19 protein-coding genes are annotated in these 20,718 nt (G+C 67.6%); 10 read left to right on the forward strand and 9 right to left on the reverse strand.

From position 1 onward, the window contains the following. The first annotated feature begins 107 nt into the window (after window positions 1-107). The 5 genes from petA (at window position 108) to ABDK56_RS00330 (ending at window position 4,168) form a co-directional block, all read left to right on the forward strand. Complete coding sequence (petA, locus tag ABDK56_RS00310; protein WP_349806074.1) at window positions 108-674, forward strand: ubiquinol-cytochrome c reductase iron-sulfur subunit; 567 nt, start codon at window positions 108-110, stop codon at window positions 672-674. Between the two features lie 15 nt (window positions 675-689). Then, window positions 690-2,015, forward strand: a complete 1,326-nt coding sequence (locus ABDK56_RS00315; protein ID WP_349806076.1) for a cytochrome b — start codon at window positions 690-692, stop codon at window positions 2,013-2,015. Window positions 2,016-2,028: 13 nt separating this feature from the next. After that, window positions 2,029-2,955 (forward strand): cytochrome c1, encoded by a 927-nt coding sequence (locus ABDK56_RS00320; RefSeq protein WP_349806077.1) that lies wholly within the window; start codon window positions 2,029-2,031, stop codon window positions 2,953-2,955. Next, the gene (locus ABDK56_RS00325) at window positions 2,952-3,485 is read left to right on the forward strand and encodes an adenine phosphoribosyltransferase (protein ID WP_349806789.1); all 534 of its coding nucleotides are present in this window, start codon (window positions 2,952-2,954) and stop codon (window positions 3,483-3,485) included. Before ABDK56_RS00320 ends, ABDK56_RS00325 begins: the two co-directional genes overlap by 4 nt. A 95-nt stretch (window positions 3,486-3,580) precedes the next feature. Beyond that, entirely contained in the window at window positions 3,581-4,168 is a 588-nt protein-coding gene (locus ABDK56_RS00330; RefSeq protein WP_349806078.1) for a hypothetical protein, read from the forward strand. Between the two features lie 5 nt (window positions 4,169-4,173). Here the strand turns inward: ABDK56_RS00330 and ABDK56_RS00335 are convergent, their stop codons facing one another. After that, a complete protein-coding gene (locus ABDK56_RS00335; RefSeq protein ID WP_349806079.1) occupies window positions 4,174-4,635 on the reverse strand; it encodes a MaoC family dehydratase in 462 nt (153 codons plus the stop codon). A 77-nt stretch (window positions 4,636-4,712) separates the two neighbouring features. On the opposite strand from ABDK56_RS00335, the gene ABDK56_RS00340 reads away from it, so the two are divergent. Continuing rightward, window positions 4,713-6,308: a tetratricopeptide repeat-containing sulfotransferase family protein gene (locus ABDK56_RS00340; protein ID WP_349806081.1), complete on the forward strand. Its 1,596-nt coding sequence runs from the start codon at window positions 4,713-4,715 to the stop codon at window positions 6,306-6,308. A gap of 100 nt (window positions 6,309-6,408) precedes the next feature. Further along, a complete protein-coding gene (locus tag ABDK56_RS00345) occupies window positions 6,409-8,955 on the forward strand; it encodes a TonB-dependent receptor (protein WP_349806083.1) in 2,547 nt (848 codons plus the stop codon). A 19-nt stretch (window positions 8,956-8,974) separates the two neighbouring features. On the opposite strand, the gene ABDK56_RS00350 is transcribed toward ABDK56_RS00345, so the two are convergent. Both ABDK56_RS00350 and ychF read right to left on the reverse strand, forming a co-directional pair. After that, a complete protein-coding gene (locus ABDK56_RS00350) occupies window positions 8,975-10,780 on the reverse strand; it encodes a tetratricopeptide repeat-containing sulfotransferase family protein (RefSeq protein WP_349806084.1) in 1,806 nt (601 codons plus the stop codon). Window positions 10,781-10,800: 20 nt separating this feature from the next. Then, window positions 10,801-11,901, reverse strand: a complete 1,101-nt coding sequence (gene ychF, locus ABDK56_RS00355) for a redox-regulated ATPase YchF (protein ID WP_349806086.1) — start codon at window positions 11,899-11,901, stop codon at window positions 10,801-10,803. A gap of 145 nt (window positions 11,902-12,046) precedes the next feature. On the opposite strand from ychF, the gene ABDK56_RS00360 reads away from it, so the two are divergent. Continuing rightward, the gene (locus ABDK56_RS00360) at window positions 12,047-13,810 is read left to right on the forward strand and encodes a sensor domain-containing diguanylate cyclase (protein ID WP_349806088.1); all 1,764 of its coding nucleotides are present in this window, start codon (window positions 12,047-12,049) and stop codon (window positions 13,808-13,810) included. Window positions 13,811-13,814: 4 nt separating this feature from the next. Here the strand turns inward: ABDK56_RS00360 and ABDK56_RS00365 are convergent, their stop codons facing one another. From ABDK56_RS00365 to ABDK56_RS00390, 6 genes are all read right to left on the reverse strand, one after another. Beyond that, window positions 13,815-14,405 carry a TIGR02466 family protein gene (locus ABDK56_RS00365; RefSeq protein ID WP_349806090.1) on the reverse strand — a complete coding sequence of 197 codons (591 nt, stop codon included), beginning with the start codon at window positions 14,403-14,405 and terminating at the stop codon, window positions 13,815-13,817. Beyond that, the gene (gene pth, locus ABDK56_RS00370) at window positions 14,402-14,971 is read right to left on the reverse strand and encodes an aminoacyl-tRNA hydrolase (protein ID WP_349806092.1); all 570 of its coding nucleotides are present in this window, start codon (window positions 14,969-14,971) and stop codon (window positions 14,402-14,404) included. Before pth ends, ABDK56_RS00365 begins: the two co-directional genes overlap by 4 nt. A 101-nt stretch (window positions 14,972-15,072) precedes the next feature. Next, window positions 15,073-15,744: a 50S ribosomal protein L25/general stress protein Ctc gene (locus tag ABDK56_RS00375; RefSeq protein ID WP_349806094.1), complete on the reverse strand. Its 672-nt coding sequence runs from the start codon at window positions 15,742-15,744 to the stop codon at window positions 15,073-15,075. Between the two features lie 111 nt (window positions 15,745-15,855). Continuing rightward, window positions 15,856-16,791 (reverse strand): TraB/GumN family protein, encoded by a 936-nt coding sequence (locus ABDK56_RS00380; RefSeq protein ID WP_349806095.1) that lies wholly within the window; start codon window positions 16,789-16,791, stop codon window positions 15,856-15,858. A 55-nt stretch (window positions 16,792-16,846) separates the two neighbouring features. Beyond that, a complete protein-coding gene (locus ABDK56_RS00385) occupies window positions 16,847-17,290 on the reverse strand; it encodes a hypothetical protein (RefSeq protein ID WP_349806096.1) in 444 nt (147 codons plus the stop codon). After that, window positions 17,283-17,486: a helix-turn-helix transcriptional regulator gene (locus ABDK56_RS00390; protein ID WP_349806097.1), complete on the reverse strand. Its 204-nt coding sequence runs from the start codon at window positions 17,484-17,486 to the stop codon at window positions 17,283-17,285. The genes ABDK56_RS00385 and ABDK56_RS00390 overlap by 8 nt, the downstream gene beginning before the upstream one ends. A gap of 226 nt (window positions 17,487-17,712) precedes the next feature. Here ABDK56_RS00390 and ABDK56_RS00395 point away from each other — a divergent pair, with 226 nt between their 5' ends. After that, on the forward strand, window positions 17,713-18,597 hold the full coding sequence (locus tag ABDK56_RS00395) for a glycine--tRNA ligase subunit alpha (RefSeq protein ID WP_349806098.1): 885 nt from the start codon (window positions 17,713-17,715) through the stop codon (window positions 18,595-18,597). Further along, the gene (gene glyS, locus ABDK56_RS00400) at window positions 18,594-20,609 is read left to right on the forward strand and encodes a glycine--tRNA ligase subunit beta (protein ID WP_349806099.1); all 2,016 of its coding nucleotides are present in this window, start codon (window positions 18,594-18,596) and stop codon (window positions 20,607-20,609) included. The genes ABDK56_RS00395 and glyS overlap by 4 nt, the downstream gene beginning before the upstream one ends. Window positions 20,610-20,718 lie beyond the last annotated feature (109 nt).

A 20,718-nucleotide genomic window follows, 5' to 3' on the forward strand; every position in this document is an offset into this window, starting at 1 on the left:
GGACGAGGCGCTATCAGGCCCGCCAATCGTCCGCGGGGGCACCGTCGGGCGCTATCGTTTCGTCACTCGTGCCAGTCCGGCACGTCCAACCATTGCCAAGGGTGCGCATGGCCACGCTCGAAGAAAATAACGCAGCGGCGATCGAGGCTGATCACAGCCTTCGCCGCCGCGACGTCCTCAACATTGCCGCGGTGAGCTTCGCCGGGGTCGGGGTCGCCGCCGTGGCGGTCCCGCTGGTCACGCAGATGAGCCCCGATGCCGAAGTGCGCGCGCTCGCCTCGATCGAGGTTGACATTTCGGCGATCCAGCCGGGGCAGGCGATCAAGACCAGCTGGCGCAAGCAGCCGGTGTTCATCCGCAACCTGACGCCGAAGGAAATCCAGGAAGCGAACGCGGTCGACATCTCGTCGCTGCGCGATCCGCAGACGCTGGCCGAGCGGACCAAGCCGGGCAAGCAGAACTGGCTGATCACGATGGGCGTGTGCACCCACCTCGGCTGCGTCCCGCTCGGGACCGGCGAGGGCGAGAACCGCGGCCCGTTCGGCGGCTATTTCTGCCCGTGCCACGGCTCGGCCTACGACACCGCGGCGCGGATCCGCAAAGGCCCGGCGCCGAAGAACCTGCAGGTGCCCGACTATAGTTTCTCGTCACCCACCGTGGTCAAGATTGGCTAAGGGGAGCATAGGATCATGAGTTTCGCCTGGGCCAAGGCCTATGAACCCAAGTCCCCGCTGGGCAAGTGGATGGACGATCGCCTGCCGCTCCCCCGCCTCGTCTACGGCGCGGTCGGCGGCGGCTACCCGGTGCCCCGCAACCTGAACTTCATGTGGAATTTCGGCGTGCTGAGCGGCGTGATGCTGATGATCCAGATCGTCAGCGGCATCGTGCTCGCGATGCACTATTACAGCTACGCCGACGGCGCGTTCAACAGCGTCGAGCACATCATGCGCGACGTCAACGGCGGCTGGTTCATCCGCTACGCGCACATGAACGGGGCGAGCTTCTTCTTCGTCGCGGTCTATTTCCACATTTTCCGCGGGCTCTACTACGGCTCGTACAAGGCGCCGCGCGAGATGGTGTGGATGCTCGGCCTCGTCATCTACCTTCTGATGATGGCGACCGCCTTCATGGGCTATGTCCTGCCGTGGGGTCAGATGAGCTACTGGGGCGCGCAGGTCATCACCGGCTTTTTCAGCGCCTTCCCGCTGGTCGGCGACCCGATCCGGATCTGGCTGCTCGGCGGCTACGCGCCCGACCAGGCCGCGCTGACTCGCTTCTTCTCGCTTCACTACCTGCTGCCGTTCGTGATCCTCGGGACCGTGATCCTGCACATCTGGGCGCTGCACATCCCGGGGTCGAACAACCCCACCGGGGTCGACGTGAAGAGCGAAAAGGACACGCTGCCGTTCCACCCCTATTACACGGCCAAGGACGGCTGGTTCATCGGCGCGTTCCTCGCGGTCTACGCCACTTTCCTCTACTTCATGCCGAACGCGCTCGGCCATCCGGACAACTACATCCCGGCCAACCCGCTCTCGACCCCCGCGCACATTGTTCCCGAATGGTATTTCTGGCCGTTCTACGCGATCCTGCGCAGCTTCACGGTCGATTTCGGTATCCCGGGCGTGGCGACGCTCGCCCCGGCCAAGCTGCTCGGCGTGCTTGCGATGTTCGGCTCGATCCTGCTGCTGTTCTTCCTGCCGTGGCTCGACCGTTCGCCGGTCCGCTCGAGCAACTACCGCCCGGTCTACAAGCGCTTCTTCTGGCTGCTGGTGGCGGACGTGTTCCTGCTCGGCTACATCGGCGGCGCCGAGATCAGCCCGGTCCATATCGCGCTCGGGCAGATCGCCGCGGCCTATTATTTCGCCCACTTCCTGATCATCCTCCCGCTGATCAGCAAGTTCGAGCGGACCCTGCCGCTGCCCAATTCCATCTCGGAAGCGGTGCTCAAGAGCGGCCACAACGACGATACACCCTATGGGCTCGCCAAGACGGCGCCCGTGGCGGCCGAATAAGGACGAAGGGCACATGGTCCGCATCATCGCATTTCTGGTCGGCTTGTTCTTCGCCGGCATGGCGCTTCTCGCGTTCGTCGTGAACGGCGCGGCGGCGATCAAGTCGCCGGCCGAGCCGACCGCGTCGGAGGAATTCCACCTCGCGTCCAAGCCGCTGCACCTCGCCTCGGACGGGCCGTTCGGCAAGTTCGACAACCGCCAGCTGCAGCGCGGCTTCCAGATCTACAAGGAAGTCTGCTCGAACTGCCACAACCTCCACCAGGTCGCCTTCCGTGACCTCAAGGAGATCGGCTACAGCGACGCCGAGGTAAAGGCGATCGCCAAGCAGTGGGCGAACAAGCAGCCGACCAAGGACGAGAAGACCGGCGACGCGGGCACCCGCGACAATCTCCCGTCGGACCGCTTCCCGACGGTCTATTACCCGGGGCAGGGCAATCCGCCCGACCTGTCGCTGATCACCAAGGCGCGCGAGGGCGGGGCGGCCTACGTCCACTCGCTGCTGACCGGCTACACCGACGAGGCGACCTTCAAGAACCCGAAGGGCGAGCTGCTGCTGAAGAAGTTCCCCGACGCCAAGACGCCGGACGGGCTCTACTTCAATCCCTATTTCGCCAACCTCAACCTGGCGATGCCGCAGCCGCTGACCCAGGACGGGCAGGTGACCTACGCGCCGGGCAACCCGAAGCCGACGGTCGACCAGATGGCGCGCGACGTGTCCGCCTTCCTGGTGTGGACCGCCGAGCCCAAGCTCGAGGAGCGTCACCGCTACGGGCTGGTCGCGCTGGCGATCCTGGTCATCGGTTCGCTGCTCGGCTTTTTCGCCTACAAGGAAACGTGGCGGAGCGTGAAATACGCCCCGGTCGCGCCAATCGGGCCGCTCGACCCGGAGACGAAGGAAAAGACGACCCGCGCCCGCAAGAAGGCCGGGGTCGCCAGCTGAACGCGGAGGCGCTGAAGGCGCTGATCCGGACGATCCCCGACTTTCCCAAGCCGGGGATCGCGTTCCGCGACATTACGACGTTACTGCTCGACCGCGCCGGCCTCGCCGACGCGGTCGAGTTGCTTGCGGCGACCGTCAACCGCCCGGTCGACCTCGTCGCGGGGATCGAGGCGCGCGGCTTCGCGATCGGCGGCGCGCTGGCAGTCCGGCTCGGCGCGGGGATGCTGCTGGTGCGCAAGGACGGCAAGCTGCCGGGCGAGACGATCGCCGAGGATTATGCGCTCGAATATGGCCGCGACCGGCTGGCGATGCACGTCGACGCGGTGACCGGCGGCCAGCGCGTGCTGGTGGTCGACGACCTGCTTGCCACCGGCGGGACCGCGCTGGCGGCGGCGCGGCTGGTCAGGCGCGCGGGCGGTGTAGTTGTCGGCGCGCGTTTCATCGTCGACCTGCCCGACCTCGGCGGCGGCGCGGCGCTTGCCGCCGCGGGGATCGACACCGCCAGCCTGATCGCGTTCGGCGGTCCCTAGCCGCCCGAAATTGTCCTTTGCCTACAGCGGCTTGCGTTGTGAGTAATAAAGTCGCATCGTGCGCGTTCCCAACGGATCAGGAACAGGATCTCAGTATGCGTCTCAAACTCTTGGCCCTCACCGCGGTCGCGGGCGTCTCGCTCGGCGGCTGCGCCTATGGCGGCTTCGGCACCGGCGTCGGCATCGGCTATGATTATGGCTCGCCCTACGGCGGGATGTACGGTGGCTACGGCTACGACTCGCCCTACGGCTACGGGTCGCCCTACGGCTATGGCTCGCCCTATGATTACGGCTATGGCTCGCCCTATGGCTACGGTGGCGGCTTCGGCTGGTACGGCGGCTATTACTACCCCGGCACCGGTTATTACGTGTACGACCGCGACCATCGGCGTCACGACATGAACGACGACCAGCGCCGGTTCTGGCAGCGGGTTCGTGACCGCGCGCTCGCCCAGTCGCGCGCCAGTGGCGGCACCACGGCGCAGGGCGTCCAGACGCAGGAGAACTGGACCGGCTTCCGCCGTCCGCAGGTCATGACCGCGCCGTCGACTTCGACCATGCCGCGCGACGGCGGGGAGCGGGCCTGGCCGAATCGCCGGGCGCAGGCGAGCGAGGGTACGTCGCGTCCCGCCGCCACCGAGGGCGGGCCGCCGCCGGGCTTCCGGCACCACCGCCCGAACTAGGCCGATCAGGCGGCCGGGGTCCGCTCCGGCCGCCGTCGCATCAGCACGATCGAGGTGAAGGTCAGCACCGGGACCCCATCCTGGTTGCGGACCGTCGTCGCGGTCCGCACGCTGCCGATCTCGGGCTTGGATCGCGACGGGGTCTTGTCGACGATCCGCCCGCTGACGGTCAGCCGGTCGCCGGGATAGACCGGCTTGAGCCAGCGCAACTCGTCGATGCCCGGCGAGCCGAGCCCCGCCTGCTCGTCGGCGACGACGTGGCGGGCGATCACCGCCATGGTCATCGCGCAGCTGTGCCAGCCCGACGCGGCGATTCGGCCGAAATGAGTCTTCGCCGCCGCCTCGTCGCTGAGGTGGAACGGCTGCGGGTCATATTTGCGCGCGAATTCGAGCACTTCCTCGCGGGTCACGTCGTAATGGCCGAACTCAGTCTCGGCGCCGACCTCGAGATCTTCGAAATAGATCATCTCGGTTTCATCGGACAACCGATCGTGGCTGTCCAGCCCGATTGCGGGAAGGGCGGTCGAGCCGCTAGCGTCGCGGCATGACCGCGCCGTCCGCCGCCTCCCGCTATCACCCGCGCCTGATCGAGGCGGCGCGCGCGATGAACGAGAACCGGCTCGACGTCGCTGAGCGGCTGCTCAAGCCGCACCTGAAGGACGACCCGTTCGACGTGTTCGCGATCCGCATGCTCGCCGAGCTGGCGGCGCGGATCGGACGGCTGAGGGACAGCGAGGCGCTGCTCCGCCGCGCGCTCGAGATCGCACCCGGGTTCGACGCGGCGCGCTCCAACCTCGCGATGGTGCTCGGGCGGCTCGGCCGTCCCGCCGAGGCGTTCGAGCTGCTCGAGCCGCTGTTCGAGCGCGAGCCCGACAATCTCGGGCACAAGAACCTCAAGGCGGCGACGCTGGCCCGGCTGGGCGATTTCGAGGCGGCGATCGCGCTTTACGAAGAGGTGCTCGCCCGTGCCCCGGCGCAGCCGCGGCTGTGGACCAGCTACGGGCATATGCTCAAGACGATCGGGCGGCAGGAGGAGGGGATCGCCGCCTATCGCGAGGCGATCGCGCGGCAACCGACGCTCGGCGAAGCCTGGTGGAGCCTCGCCAATCTTAAGACCGTGCGCTTCGACGCCGACGACATCGACGCGATGCGCGCGGCGCTGGCGCGCGACGATCTGCGCGAGGAGGACCGCTGGCACCTCGACTTCGCGCTCGGCAAGGCGCTCCACGACGCGAAGCAGCCCGACGACGCCTTCGCCCATTACGAGGCCGCCAACGCGCGCCGCCGCCGCTTCCACCCGCCGCGGATCGACGAGATGGAAAAGATGGTCGAGCGGCTCGTGTCGAGCTTCACCGGCGAGCTCATCAGGGCCGCCGGGGGCAACGCGGCGCGCGACCCGATCTTCGTCGTCGGCATGCCGCGCGCGGGCTCGACGCTGGTCGAACAGATCCTCGCCTCGCACCCGCTGATCGAGGGAACGAGCGAGCTTCCCGACCTACCCGCGGTAGCGCGGACGGCGGGTTATCCCGAGCGCCTCGCCGCCATGACGCCGGACGAACGCGCGGCCGCTGGAACGGAATATCTGCGGCGCGCCAGCGTCCAGCGGCGGACCGAGCGCCCGCTGTTCATCGACAAGCTCCCCAACAACTGGCTCTACGTGCCGTTCATCCGGCTGGTGTTGCCCAATGCGACGATCATCGACGCGCGCCGCCACCCGCTCGGCTGCTGCTTCTCCAACTTCCGACAGCATTTCGCGCAGGGGCAGGAATTCGCCTACGACCTCGCCGATCTCGGTCGCTATTACCGCGCCTATGTGACGCTGATGGCGCACCTCGACCGGGTCATGCCGGGCAAGGTCCACCGCGTCATCTACGAACGGATGGTCGACGATACCGAGGCCGAGGTGCGCCGGCTGCTCGACCATGTCGGGGTGCCGTTCGATCCTGCCTGCCTCGAGTATTGGAAGACCGATCGCGCGGTGCGGACCGCGAGCAGCGAGCAGGTGCGCCGGCCGATCTACCGCGACGGGACGGAGGAATGGCGCGCCTATGCGCGACACCTCGCCCCGCTTGAGGCGGCGCTGGGCGACGTACTCGACGCTTACCCCGACGCGCCCGCGACATTGCTGCAACATCGCTGACACAAAATGGGCGTCCCGCGCCGCACCGCAGCATGAACCGTTGACTTGCCGCAACGAGCGCGCAGCATGGCCGGGCAAAAGGTCCAACAAGGGGGACTCGATGACCATTACGCGCCCGGTTCGTCTCTACACGCTCGCCCTGCTCAGCACCGCGCTCGCCTTGCCCGCGACCGCGCAGACCGCGCCGCCGCCGGTCGACCCGGCCAATCAGCCGTCGCAGGCCGCCAAGTCGGACGAACAGGAAATCGTGGTCACCGCGACCAAGCGCGAGGAAAGCCTCCAGAACGTGCCGATCAGCGTCCAGGCGCTCGGCACCAAGAAGCTCGACCAGCTCAACATTACCAATTTCGAACAATATACCAAGCAGCTCCCCTCGGTCAGCTTCCAGACCTCGGCGCCGGGTTCGACCGTGGTCTACATGCGCGGCGTCGCTACCGGCGGCGACGGCAACCACTCGGGCTCGCTGCCCTCGGTCGGTTCCTACCTCGACGAACAGCCGATCACGACGATCGGCGGCACGCTCGACGTCCACATCTACGACGTCGCGCGGATCGAAAGCCTCGCCGGGCCGCAGGGCACGCTGTTCGGCGCGTCGAGCGAGGCGGGCACGATCCGCATCATCACCAATAAGCCCGAGCTCGGCCGAACCTCGGGCCGCCTTGACGTCGATCTCAACAAGGTCGACCATGGCGCGACCGGCGGCAACATCGAGGGGATGATCAACCTTCCGGTCAGCCCCAACATCGCCTTCCGCGGCTCGGCCTTCTGGCAGCGCGACGCGGGTTATATCGACAATGTCGCGGGAACGCGCAGCTACGCCTACACCGACGGCAACGGCGACCCGCAGGCGATCAACGTCAGCAACGCCGGACTGGTGCGGAAGAACTTCAACCCGAACACCACCTATGGCGGGCGCGCGGCGCTGAAGATCGACCTCGACGACAATTGGACCGCGACCCCGACGCTGATGTACCAGCACCAATCGAACAAAGGCGTGTTCTTCGAGGATGCCGATCTCGCGCCGCTGCAGACTCAGCGCTTCTTCCCCGAGGTCTCGCGCGAGCATTTCACCCAGGCCGCGCTGACGGTCGAGGGCAAGATCGCCAATTTCGACATCACCTATGCCGGGGCCTATCTCGACCGGCCGACCTATTCGACCAGCGACTACACCGACTATACCGACGCCTATAACGCCTATTACCAGGGCTTCGGCTACCTCGGCATCCTCGACTATCAGCATTATGTCGACAACGCCGGAAACGTGATCGACCCGCGCCAGCACATCACCGGGACCAACCATTTCCGCAAGATGAGCCACGAGCTGCGGATCGCCTCGCCCAAGGACAATCCGTTCCGGGTCATCGCCGGCGCCTTCCTCCAGCGTCAGTCGAACGACATTTTCCAGAACTATATCGTCGACAATCTCGCCGATTCGCTGTCGGTGCCCGGCTATCCGGGGACGATCTGGCTGACCAAGCAGAAGCGCGTCGACCGCGACTGGGCGCTGTTCGGCGAGGCGACCTACGACGTCACGCCGACGGTGACGCTGACCGCGGGCGGGCGATTGTTCAAATATCGCAACACGCTGTTCGGGTTCGCCGGCTTCGGCCCCGACAACCCGGGCGGCTTCAGCAGCGGCTACAACCGCTGCCTGACCGCCGACGGCAGCCAGCTTCGCCAGGGCACCGGCGCGGCGCTGATCACCACCGGCGGGGTCGACGGCACCCCGTGCACCAACGTCGGCAACGTCGTCGACGGCAAGGTCGTCCCGCGCGAAAGCCGCGGCCACGGCTTCATCCACCGGCTCAACGCGCAGTGGAAGCCGTCGAAGGCGGTGATGCTCTACGCCACCTGGTCGCGCGGCTTCCGCCCTGGCGGGATCAACCGCGCCCCGAGCGCGCCCGCCTACCAGCCCGACTATCTCACCAACGTCGAACTCGGCCTCAAGACGACCCTCCTCGGCGGGCGGGCGCACTGGAACGCGGCGGTCTATCACCAGATCTGGCGCAGTTTCCAATTCAGCTTCCTCGGCGCCAACAGCCTGACGATCATCCAGAACGGCCGCGACGCGCGGATCAACGGGATCGAGACCGACGCCAACTACAGCTACGACGGCCTCTCGCTCAGCGCGGCGGCGGCCTACACCGACGCCAGGACACGCCAGAACATCTGCAAGTCGTCGCAGGACCCGTCGCCCGACTGCTCGGCCGCCGACGACTATGTCGTCGCGCCCGGCGGGACGCGGCTCCCGGTGACGCCGCGGTTCAAGGTCAGCGCCAACGCGCGTTACAGCTGGCCGCTCCAGTCGCTCGGCAGCGCCAACGCCCATGTCCAGGCCAGCGTCTCGCACCAGAGCTCGGCGGCGGCCGACATCCGCTCGAACGTCTACAACGACTTCGCCCCGGGCGATTACCTCAGCACGGTCAACGACCCGAACCAGTTCCTCGGGCGGGTCAAGGCATCGACGCTGTTCGACCTCGCCACCGGGCTCGACTGGGCGAAATATAACGTCGAAGTCTATGTCGCGAACGTCACCGACGAGCGCAACGAGCTGACCCGCTTCGTGTCGTGCAGCATCTGCAGCCGCACCCACATCGTCGTCGGTCGTCCGCGCACCTTCGGCATCCGGTTCGGCGCGAAGTTCTAAGGGCCCTCGGGTCAGCCGGTCAGCCGGTCGCCCCGACCTGCCACGGCTGAAGCCTGTCCCACGTCTCGAGCGCGGGGCCGAGCGCCTGCTTCAGCGGCGCGAGCCACGGCTCGTAGGCGCGCCAGCGCCCGACCGCGTCGCGGTTGAGCGGGCGGCGCACTTGCTCGGCGCTCGGCGTGCGCACCGCTCGCCGGTTGGCGTGGAAGTCGAGGCAGCCCGGCTCGAACGGCAGGCCAAGGTATTCCAGCACCGCGCGGACCTCGCGCTCGGGCTCGTCGAGCAGCCGTTCGTGGAGGAACCGGTGGACGCGGCCCGGCTGGACCGTGTCAATATGGTCCATCAGCCGGACATAGTCGCGATAGTAGCGGCCGAAGTCGGCGAGGTTGTAGGTGAAGTCCTGCCCGCGCGCGAAATGCTGCTTGAAGTTCGACCAGCCGCAATCGAGCGGGTCGCGGCGCGCATCGACGATCTTCGCGTTCGGCAGGATCAGCCGGATCAGCGCGACATGCTGCCAGTTGTTGGGCATCTTGTCGATGAACCGCGCGCGGCCCTCGAGCCGGTGGATGCGAGTGGCGTCGAGGTAGCGCTCGCCGAGCTCGCGCAGCCGCTCGAGGGCGAGCCCCGCGATGTTGGCGGGATAATTGTCGTCAGCGCGCGCGCCTGCGCGGTCGCCGATTCCCCGCGCGATGTCGATGATCTCGTGCAGTTCGCGGGTGCCCTCGACCATGCTGTGGCTGGCGAGGATCTGTTCGAGCAGGGTCGATCCAGACCGCGGCATGCCGACGATGAAGATCGGGGCGCCTGACTCCGCGCCGGCTCCGGCGCGGTCGGCGAAAAAGGCGGGGGTTGCCAGCGCGATGGTGCGATCGACCAGCCGGGTCTCGGCGGTCGCGCTGTACGGCGTCTGCTTGAGCCGTAGCCGGTTGCCCGCGGCCAGATGCCGCCACGCGGCGTCGGCATCGCCCCGGTCCTCATGGGCCTTGCCCAGCGCAAAGTAGAGCTGGATCCGGTCCATCGGGTCGGTCTCGCCGCCCGCCAGCGCGCGCTCCATCGCCGCGACGTCGTCGTCGGTGAAGCGGACAGTCTTGAGGTTCGACAGGTTCCACCACGCTTCGCCCGCCGCCGGGAACAGCGCGGCGGCGCGGCGATAGGCGGCGATCGCGCCCTCGCGCTCACCGATCGTGCCTCGCGCCAGCCCGATCGCGTTCCACGCGAGCACGTTCTCGCCGTCGTCGGCGAGCACCGCCTCATAATCGGCGATCGCCGCCTCGTGCTGCCCGACGTTCATCAGCAGGTTCGCCCGCGCCAGCCGCCGCGCCGACGTCAGCTCCCCCGCCTCGACGAGCTCGTCGTAGCAGCGCAGCGCGCCCTCGGCATCGCCGGTCGCGGCGAGCGCGAGCGCGAGATCGGCGCGCGCCTCGGCATAGCTCGGCATGATCTCGAGCGCGCGGCGGAGCCATTCGGCCGCCTTGGCCTCTTCCTCGACCAGCATCGCCAGCGTCGCGAGCAGGCGGATCGCGACGACATCGAACGGGTCGCGCGCCAGCCGCTCCTTCAGCATCCGCTCGGCCGCCGGCACCTTGCGCGCCTCGATCGTGCGCGCCGCCGCGATCAGCCCGGCATCGCCGCGCGACGCCGCGATGCTCCGCCGTTCGGCGTCGATCGCCTCCTCGAGCGCGCCCGTCCGCCGCCTGGCCGCGCCAAGCAGGCGCAGCGCCGCGCTGTCGGCGGGGTCGCGGCGAAGCAGTTCGTTGGCGGTCGCCAGCGCGCGGGCAGGGGTCGCCAGTTCGCCGTAACCGCGAAGGATCGCCTGTTCGCGGTCCACGGCCTTAGCGACCCGCCGGGTCAGACATTGAACTTGAAATGGAGCACGTCGCCGTCCTTGACGACATATTCCTTGCCTTCCTGGCGAAGCTTGCCCGCGTCGCGCGCGCCGGCCTCGCCGTTCAGCGCGACATAGTCGTCATAGGCGATCGTCTCGGCGCGGATGAAGCCGCGTTCGAAGTCGGTGTGGATCTCGCCCGCCGCCTGCGGCGCCTTGCTGCCCTTCTCGACCGTCCAGGCGCGCGCTTCCTTCGGCCCGACGGTGAAAAAGGTGATGAGGTGGAGCAGGTCGTAGCCCGAGCGGATCACCCGCGCGAGGCCGGTTTCGTGAAGCCCCATCTCCTCGAGAAAGGCGATCCGCTCGTCCATCTCCATGCCGACGAGGTCGCTCTCGATTGCCGCCGAGACGATCACCGCGTTCGCCCCCTCGGCCTTGGCCTTTTCGAAAACTGCCGCGCTGTGCGCATTGCCCTCGGCCGCCTCGTCCTCGTTGACGTTGCAGACGTAGAGCACCGGCTTGGCGGTGATCAGCTGCGCCTGCGAAAACACCCGCGCTTCCTCGTCGTCCTTGGGCTGGGTGAGCCGCGCCGGCTTGCCCTCGCGCAGCAGGTCGAGCGCCTGGCCAAGCACGCTCGCGGCGATCTTCGATTCCTTGTCGCCCTGCTGCCCGCGCTTGATGAGATTGGGGACGCGCTTCTCGAGGCTTTCGAGGTCTGACAGCAAAAGCTCGGTCTCGACCACCTCAGCATCGGCGATCGGGTTCACATGGTTGTCGACGTGCTGGATGTCGTCATTCTCAAAACAGCGCAGCACGTGGACGATCGCATCGACCTCGCGGATGTTGCCGAGAAACTGGTTGCCCAGCCCCTCGCCCTGCGAAGCGCCCTTCACCAGCCCGGCGATGTCGACGAAAGCGAGCTGGGTCGGGATGATCTTGGCCGAGCCGGCGATCCTGGCCAGCGTGTCGAGCCGCGGGTCGGGGACCGCGACCTGCCCGACGTTGGGTTCGATCGTGCAGAACGGATAGTTCGCCGCCTGCGCTGCCTGCGTTTCGGTCAGCGCATTGAAAAGGGTCGACTTGCCGACGTTGGGCAGGCCGACGATCCCGCATTTGAAGCCCATGATGCTCTCGGTAGTGAAATGGTCGCGCCCCCCTATCGGTTGCCGCGCGTCATGGCCAGAGCGTGTGCCGTTCGGGCGGCAACTCGGTCCGTTTCGAAGGGATTTGCAAGCCGGTCGTTACCCGGTTCGGCGCATCCGATGCGCGATGTTCCGGATCGCCGCGATGGGCCGCCAATGGCCGATAGGGCTCGCCTATTTCGCGGCGGCTTCGCTGACCCTCGCGTTCACGCGGGTGACCGGGGGCGTCTCGACACTGTGGATCGCGACCGGGGTACTTGGCGGGATCCTCGTCTATCGTCCGCGCCGCGACTGGCCGCCGATTGTCGCCGCGGCGGGAATCGCGAGCATGGCCGCGACCAGCCTGTTCGGCTTTGGACCCGCGGGCGCCATCCCGTTCGCGTTCGTCAACATGGCCGAAGCGACGATCGGCGCGCGGATCGCCGGCCGTCTCGAGGCGCGCCAGTGGGAACCGTTCGACTCGCTTCGCTGGGTCGGGCACCTGTGCCTGTCGATGGGCCTCCTCGCACCGATGTGCGTCGCGCCCTTCGCGGGGCTCGCCGCCTATGCGCTCGGCCAGCCGTTCGCCCAGTCGGCCCTGCTCTATTTCACCGGCCATGCGCTGGGAAATCTCACGGTCATGCCGCTAGTGATGGTCGTCGCGCATCGCCAGTCGCGCGAGGAAAGCCTCGAGGCGATCCGCCGCCACTGGCCGAAGAAGCTCGGCCATCTGCTGCTCGTCGCGGGGGCCACCGTCCCGGTGTTCGCGCACGACCGGCTGTCGCTGCTGTTCCTGCCGATCCTGCCGATGGTGCTGGCGGCGGTGCGCTGCGGGCGCGAGACGGCGGCGCTCAGCGTGGTCCTGCTCGCGGCGATCGGCGGCGGCCTCACGCTGATGGGGCACGGTCCGGTCCACCTCGTACCCGGGTCGATGCTTCACCGAATGCTGTTCTACCAGCTCTACCTCGCGGTATCGGTGCTCACCATCCTCCCGATCGCCGCCGACCGCCGCGCCAGGCAGCGCCTCGCCAGCGAGGCGGCGCTTAGCGAGCAAAGGTTCCGGCTGATCGCCGAACAGGCGAGCGACATCATCCTCCACGTCCGCCCCGACGGCTCGATCCTCTACTGCTCGCCGTCGATGGCGCGCAACTCGGGGTTCGATCCCGGCAACGTCCTCGGCCGCAACGCGCTCGGGCTCGTCCTGCCCGATGACCGCGATGCGGTCGCCGCCCATCACGCGGCGATCCTCGCCGACCCCGCGACCGAACAGAAATATGAATTCCGCGGGCTTCGCGCCGACGGCAGAGCGGTGTGGTACGAAAGCGCGGTCCGCGCGCTTCTCGCGCCCGACGGAACGGTCGAGGGGACGATCTCCTTCCTGCGCGACGTCGATGCGCGCAAGGCGGCGGAGGCGACGCTCCACCGCGCCGCCTTCACCGACCCGATGACCGGCCTGCCCAACCGCCGCGCGTTCGACGAGGCGGTGGGGCGGCGGCTCGCCGTCGCGGGGCAGGGCAGGGGCGACTGCATCGCGCTGTTCGATCTCGACCATTTCAAGCGGGTCAACGACGTCTACGGCCATGACATCGGCGACGAGGCGCTTCGTCACGTCGCCCGCCTGTCGCGCGATCATGTGCGCGAGAGCGACCTGTTCGCCCGGCTCGGCGGCGAGGAATTCGTCATGCTGCTGCCCGACACCGACATTTCGCGCGCGCTCCAGATCTGCGACCGGCTCCGGCGCGAACTCGCGCTGACCCCGCTGATCAGCGGGCAGCTCGTCGTCCGGCTGACCGTCAGCGGCGGGGTCGCGCCGCTCGGGGCGAACGGGCTCGACGTGGCGCTCAAGGCCGCCGACGTCGCGCTGTACGAGGCCAAGTCGGGCGGGCGCGACCAGCTGATGTTGGCGGCCTGACCGCTCAGGCGAAGTTGAAGCTGATGCTTAGCCGCTCGCCGCGCCCGGTGCCGGGCCGCACTTCGTGGCGAAGCCAGCTTTCCCACAGCAGCAGCAAGCCGGGGCTCGGCGCGACGTCGACGAACGGGCGCAGCGCCTCGTTCGCCCTCTCGTCGCGCAGCGGCGCGGCCATCATCATCGGCAGGCGCGGGTCCTCGAACCGGATCGCCCCGCTGCCCGGCGGGGTCTCGACGTAGAGCGTTCCCGACAGGATCGAATGGGGGTGGAGATGCGCCGCATGATGGCCGCCGCCCCTCAGCAGATTGACCCACAGGCTGTCGAGCCGCGGCTTGACGTGCCACGCCAGCTCCTTGGCGAAGGCGGCGGCGTGGCGAGTCAGCAGCCGCTTCAGCTCGGCGAAGGCGGGGTCGCGACGCGGCAGGTCGTCGAGCGAGGCGTAGCTGGTATAGCCCTTGTAGCCATGCTCGCGGCTCCACCGCACCCCTGCGCGATCGTCGGCGGCAAGCGCGCGGATCGAGCCGGCAAGTTCGGCGAGCAGCGCCGGCCCGGCCAGCTCGGCCTCGTAGAGCGGGGTCGCGAAGAGCAGGCGGCTCATGGCTGCTGGCGGCTCGCGACGTCGCTCATGAAGCGCACGTCGTCCCCATCGGCGAGCCATTCGGCTTCCGACGCGATCGCCGCGAGCATGTCGCTCAAGGGCTCGATCTCGCTCTTGGCGAAATTGCCGAGCACGTACCCGGTGACCCGGTCCTTGTGCCCCGGATGCCCGATGCCGAGGCGAACCCGGCGAAAGTCGGGACCGAGGCTGGCGTCGATCGAGCGCAGCCCGTTATGCCCGGCCAGCCCGCCCCCGGTCCGCACCTTGACCTTGAACGGGGCAAGGTCGAGCTCGTCGTGGAGCGCGGTCAGCGCCTCGACGTCGAGCTTGTAGAAGCGCAGCGCCTGCTGAACCGCGTCGCCGCTGTCGTTCATATAGGTCTGCGGCTTCATCAGCAGCACCCGGTTCCGCCCGATCCGGCCCTCGCTGACAAGGCTGCGGAATTTCTTCGTCCACGGGCCGAAGCCGTGGGTTTCGGCAATCAGGTCGACCGCCATGAAGCCGACATTGTGGCGATGCATCGCATATTGCGCGCCCGGATTGCCGAGCCCGGCCCAGATCTGCATGGCCCACCTTTCCTGCCGGCGCCGCGGTTAGGCGCCCGCCCTAGATACAAAAACGCCCACCCCGCAAGGGATGGGCGTCGTTGCTCGCGGATGCGCGAGGCTCAGGCCTCGTCGCCGCCCTCGGCAGTTTCGCCTTCGGCTTCCTCGTCGCCGATGGTCGGGACCTCGCCCGCCTCGGTTTCGTTGTCGCCTTCCTCGGACTTCATCGCCGACGGGGCGACCAGCGTCGCGACGGTGAAGTCGCGGTCGTCGATCGCCGGCTTGGCGCCCTTGGGCAGCTTGACGTTGCTGATGTGGATCGAATCGCCGATCTCGTAGCCGGCGAGGTCGACGTGGATCTCGTCGGGGATTTCCGACGCGTCGCAGATGAGCTCGATCTCGTGCTGGACGATGTTGAGCACGCCGCCGCGCTTCAGGCCCGGGGCTTCCTCTTCATTGTCGAACCGGACCGGCACCGCAACCGTCACGGTCGAGTGCGCGCCGATGCGCAGGAAGTCGACGTGGATCGGCTTGCTGTTGACCGGGTGGAACTGCACGTCCTTGGGCAGTGTCCGGCTGGTCTTGCCGCCGACGTCGATCATCACCACGGTGTTCATGAAGTGGCCGGTCGACAGCGCCTTGATCAGCGCCTTTTCCTCGACATGGACCGAAACCGCGTCCTTCTTGTCGCCGTAGATCACGCACGGCACCCGCCCATCGCGGCGGAGTGCACGGGAGGCTCCCTTGCCAGCCCGGTCGCGCGTTTCGGCGGGCAGCGTCAGCTGTTCGCTCATCGCTCGTCTCCAATTATTGGTTCTAGATACTGCCTCCCCCGCCTCCAGGGATGACCAGGAGAAGCAAGCGCGCGCCTATAGGCCGCAGACCCCGCCTTGGCAAGGCGGCGGCTAGTGGCGGGTTACCCGGTCGGGGACGTGCGGCATCCGCCTCGCGACGATCCCCTTGGCGGCGAGGAAATGCTGGACGCTGTCGGGGCCGGCGAGGTGGCCCGCGCCGACCGCCATGAACACCGTTCCCGGCTGCTTCATCCGGTCGGCGATCCAGTCGGCCCAGCGCCGGTTCCGATCGACCAGCAGCATCTTGTACAGCGCCGCGCTCTCGCGCTCGGTCTCGCTTTCCTCCTTGGCGACCTTGTCGGCGCGGCCCGCGCCCCAGTCCTTGACCAGCTGCGCCAGTTCGGCCTTCGAATCCTTGTCGTCCTTCAACGCGGACTCGAGCAGCCGGACCTGCTCGGCCTCGGGCAGCGCATCGAACAGCGACATCTGGAAGTCGAGCGTCTCGACCGACCCGATCGACTTGCCCTCGCGCTTGGCCTCTTCGGTCAGCACATGCTCGACCCCGGTCGAGGCATCGAGCCCGAGCCGCTTCATGTCGAAGCCGGCCAGCACAATCGCCGCGTAAAAAGGCTTCAGCCGCTCGTACATCTGCGGCGGAAGCCCCTCGGCCTTGAACCGCTCGGCGAGCAGCTTGCGGCCCTCGGGCGACAGCTTCGAGGACAGGGTGCGCTGGGTGTCGATGCCATATTTCTGCGCTAGCGGCGCGACCTTCGCCGGATCGTCGGGGACGATCACCTCGAGCACCAGCTCCTGCGACTTGTCGAACGAACGCCTGACCTCGTCGTTGAACCACTCGGCCTTGCCGTCGAGCGCGTGGACCGACCCGAACAGGTAGACGGTCGTGTCCTTGTCCTTCGCCACCCAGATCGCGGGGTTGAGATCGGGCCGGGGCGCGGGCTGGGGGATCTCGGCCGGCGCGCGTTGGGCGAGGAACAGGGTCACGAGCGCAAGGCCCAGGCGGCGGCAGACGGACTTCAGCGGTGGCATGCGACATTTCCTAGAAAGAAACAGGTGAATGGAGGGTTGATGTCGGATCGGTCGTTCAATTGCGCAACTTGCGAAGCGCATAAACCGCGGTTCCGGCGATCAGCGAGGCGATGTAGAGAATCCAGCCGCCCGGTGCGGCGGCGACCCCGGCCATCGATAACGCCCACCAGCACGGAAAGGCGACTGAGTAGAAGTAAAAGCCCGCGGCCGAAGCCCACAGATTATCGGCCAGTTCGACCTCGTCGATCGTTTTCACGAAGCGCCACGTGCCGATCACGATCGCGAGCGGATAGAGAATCGCGGCGGCGATGAAGAGGGTCGGGGGCAGGGCGCCGGTCGCTTCGGCAAGGCCGGCGCCGCGACCTACCGAATAGCCGGTCATCGCGCCGGCAATCAGCCCGACCGGCATGGCGATCGCGGCCACCGTCATAAGCGCGCGCCAAGTGCGCGATCGCCGCGCGCGTTCCGCAATTTCACCGGGATTTTCGGCGTCAATCATGGTTTGCTCCATCGTCGAAGATTTCCTCGATCGTCATCCCGAATAATCGCGCCATCCGGAAGGCGAGAGGCAGCGAGGGGTCGTGCTTGCCGGTCTCGATCGCGTTGACCGCCTGGCGTGACACGCCGATCCTTCCGCCGAGTTCTGCCTGGCTCCAGTTGCGCTCGGCGCGAAGCACCCGAAGGCGGTTGTTCACGATCAGCGTACCCACCCGAACAGCGCCGCGAAACCGAAGGCGACCGAGATTGCGGCGATGATATTGCCAATGATCCTGCCCGTTTTCGAAACTTCCATCATCGCTGCCTCATGTCATCTAAACCTGACATTAAGTCACGATTCGATGACTGTCAAGTTGTGCTGACATAATGCTATCATTACCTGACAACTTGCCCGACGCCGTCCGATGCGCCAAAGCCGCCACGATGACTGCGCCGCTTTCCTTCCAGGACCTGATCCTCACGCTCCACGCCTATTGGGGGCGGCAGGGCTGCGTCATTCTCCAGCCCTACGACATGGAAATGGGGGCGGGGACGTTTCACCCCGCGACGGTGCTCCGAGCGCTCGGCCCCGATGCGTGGAAGGCGGCGTTCGTCCAGCCGTGCCGCCGCCCGACCGACGGGCGCTATGGCGAGAACCCCAACCGGCTCGGCCATTATTACCAGTATCAGGTAATCCTCAAGCCGAGCCCGCCCGACCTCCAGGCGCTCTATCTCGGCAGTCTCGACGCCATCGGCATCGACCCGCTCAAGCACGACATCCGCTTCGTCGAGGACGACTGGGAAAGCCCGACGCTCGGCGCGTGGGGGCTCGGCTGGGAAGTGTGGTGCGACGGGATGGAAGTGACCCAGTTCACCTATTTTCAGCAGGTCGGCGGGTTCGACTGCAAGCCGGTCGCGGGCGAGCTGACCTACGGGCTCGAACGGCTGGCGATGTACATCCAGGGCGTCGACAATGTCTTCGACCTGAAGTTCAACGACGGCGGCAGCGACGGCTCGCCCGCGGTCACCTACGGCGACGTCTTCCTCGAAAACGAGCGCGAGATGTCGAAGTGGCATTTCGAGGTGGCGAACACCGACGCGCTGTTCGACCTGTTCAAGAAGGCGGTCGCCGAGAGCGAGAACAGCCTTAAAGCGGGCGTTCCGATCGCGGCTTACGAACAGGCGATCAAGGCGAGCCACGTGTTCAACACGCTGCAGGCGCGCGGGGTCATCTCGGTCGCCGAACGGCAGGCCTATATCGGCCGCGTCCGCGACCTCGCCAAGGGCGCCTGCGCGGCGTGGATGGATCACATGGGGTACGCGGCATGAGCGCGGACTTTTTGCTCGAGCTGCTCAGCGAGGAAATCCCGGCGCGGATGCAGGCGCGGGCGCGCGCCGATCTCGCGCGGATGTTCGTCGAGGGGATCGAGGCGGCGGGACTTCGCACCGACGGGGTCACGACCTTTTCGACCCCGCGCCGTCTCGCGCTGATCGGCAGGGCACTGCCCGAGGCGACCGAGGCGGTGAGAGAGGAACTCAAGGGGCCGCGCACCTCGGCGCCGCCGCAGGCGCTCGAGGGGTTCCTTCGCAAGACCGGGCTTGCCCAGCATCAGTTGCAGGACCGCGACGGGGTGTGGTTCGCGGTGATCAACAAGCCCGGCCGCCCGACCGCCGAGGTGCTCGCCGAGCTCGTCGCGCGGATCGTGCGCGACTTTCCCTGGCCCAAGTCGATGCGCTGGGGTGCGCCCTCCGCCTCGACCGCTTCGCTGCGCTGGGTGCGGCCGCTGCATTCGATTGTCGCCCTGCTCGGCGAAGACATAGTCCCCGTGGCGATCGACGGGGTCGCCTGCGGCGCGACGACGCTCGGCCACCGCTTCCACCACCCGGGGCCGATCACCATCGGCGGCGCGCACGACTATGTCGAAAAGCTTCGCGCGGTCCACGTCATCGTCGACCAGGACGAGCGCGAGGCGATCGTCCGCGACGGCGCGCGCGAGCTTGCCGACACCGCGGGGGTCGCGCTGGTCGAGGACGAGGGGCTTGTCATCGAGAATGCCGGGCTGACCGAGTGGCCGGTCCCGCTGCTCGGCGAATTCGACCCCGCCTTCCTCGACGTGCCCGAGGAGGTGATCCAGCTCACCGCGCGGCTCAACCAGAAATATTTCGTGATGCGCGACCCGATGTCGGGAAAGCTCGCCCCGCTGTTCGTCTGCACCGCCAACATCGCCGCGAGCGACGGCGGGACGGCGATCGTCGCGGGCAATGCGCGCGTGCTCGCCGCGCGGCTTAGCGACGCGCGCTTCTTCTGGGAGCAGGACCTCAAGGTGCCGCTCGACGAGCAAGCGAAGAAGCTCGGCCAAATCGTGTTTCACGAAAAGCTCGGCACGCTCGCCGAGAAGGTCGAGCGCGTCGCCAAGCTCGCGCGCTGGCTGGTCGAACAAGGAATCGTCGAGGGCGCGAACGCCGACGACGCCGAGCGCGCCGCGCGGCTCGCGAAGGCCGACCTCGTCACCGGCATGGTCGGCGAATTCCCCGAACTGCAGGGCGTGATCGGCGGCTACCTCGCCCGCGCGCAAGGCGAGAGCGACGCGGTCGCCGACGCGATCCGCGACCATTATAAGCCGGTCGGGCAGGGTGACGCCGTCCCGACCGAGCCGGTCACCGTGGCGGTGAGCCTCGCTGACAAGCTCGACAGCCTGCAGCAATTCTTCGCCGCCAAGATGCAGCCCACCGGGTCGAAGGATCCCTTCGCGCTCCGGCGCTCGGCGCTCGGCGCACTGGCGCTGATGATCGACAACGACCTTCGTTGCCCGGTCACGAACGAAAGCGGGCTATTCGATTTCCTGGCCGACCGGCTGAAGGTTCAGCAACGCGAGGCGGGGGTCCGTCACGACATCATCGACGCCGCCGTGGCGACAGGCAACGAGACCCTATTCGTTCGGCTGCTCGCGCGCGTTAAGGCGCTTCAGGCGTTCGTCGAGACGGGGGAGGGGACCAACCTCCTCGCCGGCTACAAGCGCGCCGCGAACATCCTTCGCAAGGAGGAGGGGAGCTGGACTGCGACGGAGGTTGTGACCGGGGACGGCATGGAGCCCGAGGAGGCCGCGCTGAACGCCGCGCTCGACGGCGCGGACACGACCGTCGGCGACGCGGTCGAGCGGGAGGATTTCACCGGGGCGATGGCGGCGCTGGCGTCGCTTCGACAGCCGATCGACGCCTTTTTCGAACGGGTCACGGTCAATGCCGACGACCCGTCGATCCGCGCCCGCCGCCTGTCGCTTCTCGCCCGCTTCCGCGACGCGGTTCACCAGGTCGCAGATTTCTCGAAGATCGAGGGATAAGCGCTTGAACGCCGGCGGGAAATAAAGTCGCTCCGTCAGTCCTGACCGCTGCGCGGCAGGCTGGCCGACGCTCTGCATCTCTTCGCGCAATGCCGGCGACGCTTTGCAT

The sequence above is a fragment of the Sphingomonas sp. ASV193 genome, assembly GCF_040203355.1.
GTDB lineage: Bacteria > Pseudomonadota > Alphaproteobacteria > Sphingomonadales > Sphingomonadaceae > Sphingomicrobium.